9 protein-coding genes are annotated in these 11,771 nt (G+C 32.7%); 6 read left to right on the top strand and 3 right to left on the bottom strand.

Features of this window, described 5'->3' with window-relative positions; translation table 11 throughout:
• Positions 1-128: 128 nt before the first annotated feature.
• The gene (locus QE109_RS03380) at positions 129-1,115 is read right to left on the bottom strand and encodes a ribonuclease H-like domain-containing protein (RefSeq protein ID WP_281092971.1); all 987 of its coding nucleotides are present in this window, start codon (positions 1,113-1,115) and stop codon (positions 129-131) included.
• 175 nt (positions 1,116-1,290) lie between these two features.
• On the opposite strand from QE109_RS03380, the gene QE109_RS03375 reads away from it, so the two are divergent.
• From QE109_RS03375 to QE109_RS03365, 3 genes are read left to right on the top strand one after another with little or no spacing between them, the layout of a single operon-like run.
• Positions 1,291-1,710 (top strand): nucleoside recognition domain-containing protein, encoded by a 420-nt coding sequence (locus tag QE109_RS03375; protein ID WP_281092970.1) that lies wholly within the window; start codon positions 1,291-1,293, stop codon positions 1,708-1,710.
• A gap of 34 nt (positions 1,711-1,744) precedes the next feature.
• The gene (locus QE109_RS03370; RefSeq protein ID WP_281092969.1) at positions 1,745-2,206 is read left to right on the top strand and encodes a nucleoside recognition domain-containing protein; all 462 of its coding nucleotides are present in this window, start codon (positions 1,745-1,747) and stop codon (positions 2,204-2,206) included.
• Positions 2,207-2,208: 2 nt separating this feature from the next.
• Entirely contained in the window at positions 2,209-3,279 is a 1,071-nt protein-coding gene (locus tag QE109_RS03365) for an HD-GYP domain-containing protein (RefSeq protein WP_281092968.1), read from the top strand.
• 70 nt (positions 3,280-3,349) lie between these two features.
• On the opposite strand, the gene QE109_RS03360 is transcribed toward QE109_RS03365, so the two are convergent.
• Positions 3,350-4,339: an asparaginase gene (locus tag QE109_RS03360; RefSeq protein WP_281092967.1), complete on the bottom strand. Its 990-nt coding sequence runs from the start codon at positions 4,337-4,339 to the stop codon at positions 3,350-3,352.
• Positions 4,340-4,457: 118 nt separating this feature from the next.
• Here QE109_RS03360 and QE109_RS03355 point away from each other — a divergent pair, with 118 nt between their 5' ends.
• Positions 4,458-5,618 carry a cysteine desulfurase family protein gene (locus tag QE109_RS03355; protein WP_281092966.1) on the top strand — a complete coding sequence of 387 codons (1,161 nt, stop codon included), beginning with the start codon at positions 4,458-4,460 and terminating at the stop codon, positions 5,616-5,618.
• A gap of 39 nt (positions 5,619-5,657) precedes the next feature.
• Positions 5,658-6,848 carry a tRNA uracil 4-sulfurtransferase ThiI gene (thiI, locus tag QE109_RS03350; protein ID WP_281092965.1) on the top strand — a complete coding sequence of 397 codons (1,191 nt, stop codon included), beginning with the start codon at positions 5,658-5,660 and terminating at the stop codon, positions 6,846-6,848.
• A 65-nt stretch (positions 6,849-6,913) separates the two neighbouring features.
• Here the strand turns inward: thiI and QE109_RS03345 are convergent, their stop codons facing one another.
• Positions 6,914-10,294 carry a transglycosylase domain-containing protein gene (locus QE109_RS03345; protein WP_281092964.1) on the bottom strand — a complete coding sequence of 1,127 codons (3,381 nt, stop codon included), beginning with the start codon at positions 10,292-10,294 and terminating at the stop codon, positions 6,914-6,916.
• Between the two features lie 199 nt (positions 10,295-10,493).
• On the opposite strand from QE109_RS03345, the gene hflX reads away from it, so the two are divergent.
• A complete protein-coding gene (hflX, locus tag QE109_RS03340; RefSeq protein WP_281092963.1) occupies positions 10,494-11,768 on the top strand; it encodes a GTPase HflX in 1,275 nt (424 codons plus the stop codon).
• Positions 11,769-11,771: the final 3 nt, after the last annotated feature.

Here is an 11,771-nt window from a genome sequence, read left to right as displayed (position 1 = left end):
AAATGGACCCAACAAAATCAAAATTGATTTTGCTGGAGTCCATTTTTTACTTTGGGGCTATTTTGCAACAGCACCTTTTATTTTGCAATTATCTAATACTAATTCTGAAACATTTGCTAGTGTAGGATTTAAAATTTTGATTCTCCTAAAATATCTAGAATCTTTACGATGACAAACTTTAAATAACTTTTTATTGTATCTTCAATACATGTTTGATTATAAGCAGCTAGTAAAGAATGCTTTTCATCATCATTGCAGTAATCAAAGTTCTTATTGTAAAGCATGACTGAATTGAAAAACATATACATGTTTCCTCTTGCATCTCCTGATTTAGCAAGTTCCAGTTTAAGTGTCAAAGTCGTATCTGAATATTCTAATGAAGCACCATTAGCTGTAAAATACAAATCTTTCAGACTATACGGTTCATTTAAAACTATTTCACACAATAAAAAATTTCCTTTTATTTTATAAGAGGATAAATAAAACTTGGATTTATGATATTCAAAATAAAATGGTGGAATATAATCGATGCTGTCAAATAATTTAAGTAATGGAATCATATTAACAATATCATCATAATTATGGAGCAAAATACTCTTTTTTAGAATTGGTGATTTAGTTTCCAAAAAAGCTTCATATAAAATGATACTGTCTTTTCCACTTATTGTATCAGTTCTGTCAATACCTACATATTTTTCTACTGTTTTTAATTTTGCGTCTGGAAGGTCAAGAAAAGACTGATTAGATTTAACCAATCTATACAAGTCTATATTAGCTCCTTTGCACAGTTTATATTTTATTTTGTAATGCATAAGTCTTGCGTTTATAAATGGAAAATCAAATGAATTTCCATTGAAGCTTACATAATAATCTATGTTGTGAATTTGAATCAAATTTATAAGTTCTAATAATAAGTCTTTCTCAGAATGATAATCTTCGTTAAATAGTTGTATAACTTCAGGCTTGTCTTTTGACTTGGTATAAATGATTAAACCAATTATAGCTATCTTATTATTATGACTAAGACCATCTGTTTCGATATCAATAAACATGACATTATAAGCCTTAAAATTACTATGAATATTTATCTCGTTAGTATATATTAATTTCTCCATATTTACCTCGTTTAATCTAATAATATAAGTCTATATCATTTTTATTTTAGGGTCAATATACTGGAATTATGCAATTAGTTGTATTTTGGCAATTACACTAGATTTACATATGAAATTATGTTAATATATATTCGATATGTTAATTAAAATGTATGAAAAATAAGGATGGAACTCATTGATAACGATTGGTACTTTTAAAAGAGGCTTTGTAAATGGTTTTAAAACGCTTTGGTTACTTTCAAAAGTTCTAGTTCCTGTATATCTTTTGATTACACTTATTAGATTAACGCCTATTATTGATTGGATATCACTAGTATTTAAACCATTAATGTTCATTTTTGGACTTCCAGGAGAAGCAGCAATTGTATTGGTTTTGGGAAACACACTAAATCTCTATGCAGCACTAGGTGCGATCGCTTCATTGACTTTAACTGTTAAGCAAATAACTATATTAGCCGTTATGTTAGCGTTTTCTCATTCTTTAATTGTTGAAACTGCGATTTTTAATAAACTTAATGTTCCTGTTACTAAGGTTGTCACATTTAGAATTTCACTAGGGGTATTAAGTGGTGTTATTTTAAATCTCATTTTATAACTTTATTCAATGAACATGTAGAGGCTTATATAATATGAATTTTATAATCGATTTTTTTAATCTCGGAATAATTGGTAGTGCTAAATCAATATGGAGCATTGCTATTATAGTAATTCCGCTGATGGTATTTATGGAAATAGCCAAAGATATTAAGTTGTTGGATTTTATAAGCAAATTGTTCAAGCCGATAACAAAACTGTTAAGTGCTGAAGAAAACGCGGCATTTCCTTTAGCTGTAGGTATTATTTTTGGGATATCCTATGGTGCAGGTGTTTTAATAAAAACTTCAGAAGATGGAAATATTGATCATAGGAGTTTGATGATTATATCCGTTTTTTTAGCTGCATGCCATGCGATTGTTGAAGATACATTACTTTTTGTTGCAATTGGAGCTAAGGGTTTAATAATTGTTTTTACGCGAGTATTTGTTGCTTTTATAGCAACAATAATCATTTCTAGATTTATAAAAAACAATAGTCAAAATCTGGGGGAGTAAGTATGAAGGAAATTGCGATAGAAGAATTGAAGTTAGGTGAATGTTTGTCTAAAGATATTTATAATGATTTGGGAAACATTATCTTAGCACAAGGCACTGAATTACACGCAAAACATTTGGAGTATTTCCGTAATCATGGCATCAATTTTGTATATGTCGAAGAACAGATTTCTCACAATCAAACTGCAGATATTTCTAGAGTAATCACAAGTAGCAAGTATCGTGAATTAAACAGTGGCTACGCAATAGTACTTGAAAGTTTTAAAAGAATGTATTATCAAGTTCAAAATAAAGATTTTCAATTTGATATGAAAACTATAGAAGAAGATATTAAGCCGCTTGTAGATATATTATTATCCGATAATGATATATTAGGTAGCATGAGATTATTATCTTTTAAAGAAAGCTATCATTTTACGCACGCTGTAAATGTTTCTATGTTTGGAGCAATGCTTGGTAAGTGGTTAGGTTTAGATAAACAAACTATTTATACAATTGCTACAGCTGGTTTGTTACATGATATTGGAAAAACGCAAGTGCCTCAAGAAATTTTATTTAAAACAGATCGTTTAAGTTTAGCAGAACTTGATTTAGTAAGATCACATGCTAAACTTGGATATGAGCTATTAAAGGAAAATGCTGCAATCCCAAGAGATGTTTTAGCAGCGATCTTATTTCATCATGAAAGAAGTGATGGCAGTGGCTATCCAAGTGGACTTAAAGAAGAACAAACCCCATTTATTGCTAGGATTATAGGTGTTGTAGACGTATTTGATGCAATTACATCAGATCGGATTTATAAGAAAGGTGTTTCTTCATTTAGAGCATTTAATATATTAAAAGACGAAAGTTTCCGTGGACTGGATCCAACAATATCTGATGTTTTTATGTCTAATATAGCCTCATTTTTTATCAACAATCGTGTTAAATTAAATGACGGAAGAGTTGGTGAAGTTGTTTATGTCAATAAATTTGCTTTGAATCGTCCTCTAATCAAAATCAAAGATAGTTTTATTGATTTATCATCTGATTATACTTTAGATATTGAAGAAGTATTAACTCATCAACATTAAGAATTAATTATTAATAATTAATCAAAAGAAAATGACATCATCCAAAACTCTGGTTGATGTCATTTCAATTTTATTTATATACACCAATTTCAAAAATTGATTTAATCTCTTCATAAACATTTGTTTTACCTAATGCAAGCATAAGTTTGATACGGGCTTTTTGACCGTTTAAGTTACCGCCGAATATTGCGCCTAAATCGCGAATATTTTTTCCCCCTCCAGGATAACCATATGAGTCTAAAACTCTTCCCATAGGGCATCGTGATACGATTACGACTGGTATATCCTTTTGAATTGCTTCTTCGATACCTGTAACCATCTCAGGAGGTACATTACCTCTACCCATCGCCTCAATTACAAACCCTTTGGTTCCGTTTGCAATAGCATACTGCATATATTTGGAATCACAACCTACACATGCTTTAATCAAAGAAACTTCTTTTTCAAAGTGATCAGTTTCAATATGATCATGTTTAATAATGTTACGATAAAAAATAACTTCATCATTATCTACAATGCCTAGAGGACCAAACTCCATAGATTTAAAAGTATCTAATGAGAGTGTATGTGTTTTTGTGGTCTCACGTGCTGAGTTGACTTCATTATTTAACACGATAAGAACGCCTTTTCCTTTAGAGTCTTCTGAAGTAGCTGTACAGATTGCAGAAGATAGATTACTTGGTCCGTCATAACCTAGTTCTGAACTATTGCGCATAGCAGCAACAAAGATGATCGGTTTATGACTATTAATATTTAAATCAAGAAAATAAGCTGTTTCTTCAAGCGAATCTGTACCATGCGTGATTACAACTCCATCAATTTCTTCCTTTGATATGGTATCTTTAACTAAATTAGAGAGTTGCCATATTTTATCAGGTGTCATATGTGGTCCTGGAAAACTCCCAAAGGTAATAATGTCAATATCAGCAATTCTATCAATATTTGTGACCATGGACATAATTTCTTCACTAGATAACGCAGGAATGGCGGCTGCAAGTCGTTCATCAACTTTCATAGAAATAGTACCACCAGTAAAAATTACTGCAATGCGTTTTTTCATGGCATCCTCCAAAAAAACAAATTATTTTTATAAAAAAATTTTATTTAACCCTAAATTATTATATAATAATGTGATGGAGATTTAAAGAAGTATAACGGAAATGTAAAGGAGTAATAATGTGTCTATTTATCTAGATTATGCGGCAACAACGCCACTTTCAAATATTGTGAAAAAAAGTATAGTAGAAAACCTCGATTATTTCGGTAACCCGTCTTCGATGCATTCATTAGGAGTTGCCTCAGAAAAAAAAATAAAACACACTAGGCGATTAATCTCTGAAGAATTAAATGTAAAAGATTCAGAGGTTATTTTTACTTCTGGCGGTACTGAAGCAAATAATCTTGCTATATTTGGTTTGTTAGCCAATAAGCAAAAAGGTCGTATTATAACCTCTAAGATTGAGCACCCATCAGTACTTAATGCGTTTGAACAGTTAAAAAAGAAAGGTTTAGATGTGATATTTATTGGCATTGATCACAATGGTCAAATAGATATAGACGAACTAAAGTCAGCTATAAATGAAGAGACCCTTTTGGTGAGTGTAATGTATATTAATAATGAGATTGGGTCCATTCAACCTATCGAAGAAATTGGTTCACTTATTTCACAATACAACAAGATGCATAAAACATCTATTTATTTTCACGTTGATGCGGTTCAGGCTTTTGGCAAAATAGATATTGACTTCAAAAAGTTAAACGTTGACGCGATGAGTATTAGTGCGCATAAAATTTATGCCCTAAAAGGAGTGGGCGCATTAGTCTGTAAATATACCAGTCTTTTAAAGCCACTATTTTACGGAGGGCAGCAAGAATTTACTTTTAGACCAGGAACTGAAAATCTGTTAGGAATTATTGCATTTGGCGAGGCTATAAAATCTTTTGAAGGTAAAATTAAAAAGAATAACGAACATGTTGAACAATTGAAAAATAAGATGCTAAAAAAATTCGAGAATATTGATGATATTGTTGTAAATGGAAGTAGTTCATCACCTTATATACTTAATGTAAGTTTTCTTGGTGTTAAAGGTGAAGTTATGCTTCATTCACTTGAAATGAAGGAGATATATGTTGCAACAGGGTCCGCTTGTTCATCTAAAAAGAAAAATTATTCTCATGTACTCATGGCATTAGGATGTTCAGAAGCAAAATTAGAAAGTGCAATTAGGATTAGTTTTGGCGAGAATTGTACAATTGATGAGATTGAAGAAGCTGCTGATATAATGATTCAAACAGCTACAGAACTAAAAAAAATTATGAACAAAGGCAAAAGAAGATAAACCTATTATAATATTATAGATAGAAAAGTGGAGATGAAAATGAAAGAAATGTTATTGGTTAGATATGGCGAAATTGGACTTAAAGGTAAAAACATTAGATCTTTTGAGAAAAAATTGGTGAGTAATATTAGAAAAGCTGTTGCTAGTTTTCCAGATGCAGTTGTTTTAGATAAACACGGGAGAGTTGTAGTTGAATATGAACCCCATAATCAAGATGCAATAATAGAAGCCGTTACCAATGTATTTGGTGTTGTTTCAGTCAGTCCAGCTGTAAGAATGGACAGAGACATAGAAAATCTAAAAGTAGAATGTCTCAAGCTTATGCAAAGACTAATGGAAGAGCAAGATATTAAGACCTTTAAAGTAGAGACGCGCAGAGCAGATAAAAGTTATCCACTTAAAACACCTGAAATTAACCAGATAGTTGGTGCACATCTTTATAAAAATCTACAACCAATCAAAGTTGATGTGAACAATCCTGACATTATGCTTACAATGGAGATTAGGAATGTAGCCTATGTGTTCAGTAAAAAGATTCCGGCTTTAGGTGGTATGCCTTATGGTAGTGCAGGCAAAGGAATGTTATTACTTTCAGGAGGAATAGACAGTCCAGTTGCGGGGTATTTGATGGCCAAAAGAGGGCTTGAACTTGAAGCAGTTCATTTTCACTCGTATCCATTTACCAGTGAAAGAGCAATGGAAAAAGTAATTGATCTTGCAGCGAAACTGACGAAGTATACTGGCAATATCAAAATTCACAGTGTAAATATACTGGAGATCCAAAAATCAATAAATGAGCATTGTCCGTCGGAAGAGTCTACGATATTAGCGAGAAGCTTTATGATGAAAATTGCTGAAAAACTTGCATTAAAGTACAACTGTAAAGGACTAGTTACTGGTGAGAACTTAGGTCAAGTAGCCAGTCAAACCATTGAAGGTATGAATGCGACCAATAGTATGATTGAAATGCCTGTTTTTAGACCTTTGATAGCATATGACAAGGTTGAAATTATTAATCTGGCAAAGAAACTTGATACATTTGAGACATCAATTTTACCATTTGAAGATTGCTGTACTGTTTTCTTACCAGATAGAGTAGTAACCAAACCTAGACTTGAGAAGATTCAAGCATCTATGGATTTACTACAAGTGGATGAGTTGATAGAAGCAGCAATTACATCACGAGATACAATTATTATCTCTAAAGGAGAAGTTTTAAAAAGATCTTAGCTTGATAGTTTATATAAATATAGAAACGAAAAAAGCCACTCAATTTGAGTGGCTTTTATAATTGTTTAAGGATTCAGAGCATCTAAATCTTCTGTTGAATAATTTGGAATATCTTTTATACTTTCAGCCATTAAAATACTACCATCTGAAAGTGTGATTGAACCATCAGTATTAATTTTTGAACCAACTTGAAGTACTAGTACTGATCCATCCATCAAATCAATTGGATAGGGCCTTTGAACAAATAAAGTTCCATCTACTAATCTAACCGTTGGTTTGATTCCTATATAAGTGGGTGAAGTTGGTTCAGGTGTAGTTGTTTCTGCAGTATGAATATCACACTCTTCAATAGGTAAATCATAACCAGAGTCACGTAGAATAATTGGGTTGCCTCTTCCATCAAGATTTTCAGCAGGATCATATGGTACTGGCCTTTTAACAAAAAGTCTACTCTCAACAAGGGTAGTAGGACAAAATTCAGTTGCCAGTTTACCACTTTCGGTACAAATATCAGCCATAACATGTACATCATCAACTTCAGTTGGCTCTGTACCTCTCAGGAAAATTTCACTTCTAACTGTACCGCGAGGATCCAGAGCAGATAATTCACTTGGTAGCTTTCCAGAGATTGTATCTACTGTAACCCTTACAATTCCAGATGGAACATCAAATTGCTTTGACTCTAAGTCCATGTGAATTTCAGACATAACTGTTTTCCAAAACTGAGCAGAAATTCTAGAACCTTGATCCAGTGGGATGTTGACATCATTACCAAACCAAACGCCACCTACATAGTATGGTGTATATCCGATAAACCATGCATCGATATTGCTAGATGTAGTTCCTGTCTTACCAGATACAGGCATTATATCATTATTAGGTGATAATTTAGCTGCTGTTGCAACCCCAGATTCTACAGACGTTTTCATCATATCTTGAACAATATAAGCAACATTTTCATCAATGACATAAGTTTGTTTGCTTTCATTTTGAAGTAAAATCTCACCTTTACCATTTTTAACGGTTTTGTAGGTAATTACTTCATTAAGAACTCCTTTGTTAGCGATTGCACCATAGGCAGCAGTCAAGTCTAACGGTGTGATTCCTTTGGTCATACCACCAAGAGCTACAGCTGCAATGTTTAAATCGCTTGTATCGCCCGAAGTAACTAAAGTAGAAATTCCAAATTTTTGAAGATATGAAATAGAGGTATCAACACCTAAGTCTTGTGCTATTAAAGCTGCAGTAACATTTATAGATTGTTGTACAGACTCTCTTAGCGTTACAAGACCAAAGTTTTTATTGTAATTGCTATAAGCTTCATACCAGTTAATCGGCCATCTTGTAGTGCCATCTCCTAAAAGGTAAACAGGTCTATCGTCAATGACAGTAGCAGCAGTATACTTACCTGAATCAATAGCAGGTGTAAAAATAGATATTGGTTTAATTGCTGATCCTGGTTGTCTAGGATTAGTCGCACGATTGAATACACGCTGTCCTGTGATATTTCTACCACCCACGATGGATTTTAATTCTCCAGTATGATAATCAATGATTACCATAGCTGACTGTGGTTGAATTGTTCCTTTTTCATTGATGACATAATCACCTTTTGAAACTAAGATATTTTGATTACCATCAATCGTGAAGAAATCTGGATAATCTACAAGGAATTTTTTATCAACAACAACATTGTTATTTTCATCAAAGCTTTTATATTCATTAGGGATCAATACATCTCGACCTTCATAAGTATAAAGATCAGTTATATTATATTTTCCTCCAGATAGCTTCTCATTTTCATCACTGTTTTCATTATAAGTAAAAGTCTCTTTTACAACGACTTGAATACTTACAAGCTGATCATTTTGATAATGTGGATAGAAATACATTCTTTCATTTTTGAAGAGTACGAGATTACCGTTATCATCAAATTTATAGTCAGTTGATGGAATTACAAAATTTTCATTATCATCAATTAAGTTTGACTGTTTATAGATTAATAATCTTTTACTTTCTTCAGATATAATGTTACCTTTTGAATCTAGCATAACAGTTACTTTAGGGAAATTCTCGTTGTTAACGAGGTAACCAAGTTCAAAAAGAGTACGTTTTAATGTGATAACTTCATCACTATTTACCCCTTTTTTATATACATCCAATGTAAAAATTGAAGTATCCATACCAGATAACTCTCTGATTTTAGCAATCGTGTTTTGTCCAGCAACACCATCAACTGATAATCCTTTGTCTTTCTGGAATGCCCTAACCGCAACGGCGGTTGATTCTCCATAATAAGGCGTGAAATTATCTTGAGCATAATTGCTTTCTAGTGTTTTTTGCATATCGAAATCGATTGTAGACTCGATTGTTAAACCACCAGTATAGAGAAGGTTAGTTGCATCTTCTTTTGTGTAACCATATTGATCAACTAAATCAGCAACAACATCATCTTTTACCATATCAGCAAAGAAAGAAGTGATTTCTGATTGCGCAGTTTTTCCTGGGTGAATTAGCGTTTTAAGATCAACAGTTTTAGCGTATTCATATTCAGCATCTGTTATCTTATTATTTTGATGCATTAGGTAAATTGACGTTAAGAATCTGTCTTCACAAGTTGGATTAAATACCAACGTATATAGTGGGTCTGTGTCATCAATGATGTAATCATCGGCTGTGACATTGACCTTTTCTTTTGTAATCATAGGTGGATATACAGATGGTGATTTAACAATGCCTGCTAGTAAAGCAGATTCAATGTAGTTCAGTTCAGAAGCACTCTTTGAAAAATAAGCTTGAGAAGCAGCTTCAACACCATTAGAGTTTGATCCTAAATAAACTAAGTTTAGGTATCCTTCAATAATTTGTTCTTTTGTAAGAAATTTTTCAAGTTCAATTGCATAATATGCTTCTTTTACCTTTCGATCTAGTGCACGATCACTTCTAATTTCATAAAGGTAGATATTTCTTGCAAGCTGTTGTGTAATGGTACTTGTACCACCAAGTCGTTTTCCTGTTGTCAATGTGTCTTTTACAGCACCAAACAACCTGATAAAGTTAAAACCATTGTGTTCAAAAAATGTTTTATCTTCAACTGCAACAAAGGCATTGATCAAATCTTTGCTCATATCGTTGTAGTGGACAACAGTTCTCAAACCACTGTTTTGAATATGTTCAAGTACTCTACCTTGACTGTCAACAATGACCGAATTCTCAGTTAATGTTGCAGCGATTAAATCGGGATCTATAGGTTCGACATTCTTGACAACAGACATAACGTACATATAAGTAACGCCTGTGCCAACTAACCCCAAAACAATCATAGCAATGAGTGCGATTTTCACTATATTCATAAATGAACTTTTTTGCTTTTTCTCTTTGTGATTACCAGATTTTCCTGAACGATTGGGCTTTTGTCCAGGGGCTGCTTTTTTAGTGCTTTCCATTAAAAACCTCCTGATGCATTGATTGCGCTAGCGCGCAAAATCCTACAAAGTATTATAACATATTTGCACAAAGACAATCTATTTTTTAATTCTTTATAATGTATTTTTAATATTAGGGGCAATCAAATTGATATTATGAATTGTCCTGTCTTTGTAGTATAATAACTAATAATATAAACTATTGAAAGAGTGAGCGAAAATGGAAGAAAATACAATTAAAAAGCAAAGAGCAGTGCTCGTTGGAATGTTCCAAGGATTAAAAGGCGAATTTAGTGTTGAAGAATCGATGAATGAATTGGCTGAACTTACTTTAGCAGCCGATGCAGAGGTTGTCGATATCATTATTCAAAATAAGGCTAAAATTGAAGCCCCAACTTATATCGGTTCGGGAAAAGTAGAAGAAGTACGTATAGCAGTAGAAGATACCGAAGCAGATATTGTAATTTTTAATGATGAACTTTCAGGTGCACAAATGCGTAATTTAGAGGCACTAATAGGTGTTACGATTTTGGATCGAACAGCCTTAATTTTAGATATATTTGCGATTCGTGCTCAAACCAAAATTGCCAAATTGCAAGTAGAACTTGCACAGCTTAAGTACAGACTTCCAAGACTAATTGGCATGAATGGTAACCTGTCAAGAACTGGTGGTGGTATTGGTACAAGAGGGCCTGGAGAACAAAAACTTGAACTCGATAGAAGAAAAATCCAAGAGAGAATTGATGAAATTAAGAGACAGATAGCAGAAGCCGATAAGAATAAAATAGTTCAGCGTCAATTAAGAGAAAAAAATGAAGTGCCTATAGTGGCGCTAGTTGGCTATACTAACTCTGGAAAGTCTACACTTATGAATCGTTTAATCGGTGAAGCTACTGAGCTAGATATTGAACGACATGTTTTTGAAAAAGATATGCTTTTTGCAACTTTAGACACCTATAGCAGACGAATTATTTTAGATGATAAAAAGGAGTTTATACTTACTGATACAGTTGGCTTTGTATCTAAATTACCACATAGTTTAGTAAGTGCATTTAAAGCGACATTAGATGAAGCTTTAAATGCGGATTTACTCCTACATGTTGTAGACGCTTCAAATGATAACGCCGACATGCAAATGGCTGTAACAACTGATGTTTTAAAAGAGTTAAAAGCAGATCAAATTCCGATGGTAACGTTATACAATAAGATTGATAAAGGTAATTTCATCATAGACCATTTAAAAGACTCAATTAGCATATCTGCCAAAACAGGTGAAAATATTGTCCTTCTTTTGAAAACTATCAAAGAGGTACTTTTTTCAGATCATAAAAAAGCAGCTTTCATGATTCCATACGCAGAAGGTCAAGTCGCATCATATTTATGTGAAACCTATAAAGTAACTAAAATGGAATATATGGAAGAAGGAACTTTAATTGATGTAGAAGTATCCATCGCAGATTACAACAGATATGCTGAGTATTTGGTGGAGGCATAAAGT

The organism is Fusibacter bizertensis, from assembly GCF_029914245.1.
Classification (GTDB): Bacteria; Bacillota; Clostridia; order Peptostreptococcales; family Acidaminobacteraceae; genus Fusibacter_C; species Fusibacter_C bizertensis.
The sequence above is the reverse complement of the archived record's forward strand: the minus strand, read 5'-3'. Positions and strand labels throughout refer to the sequence as shown.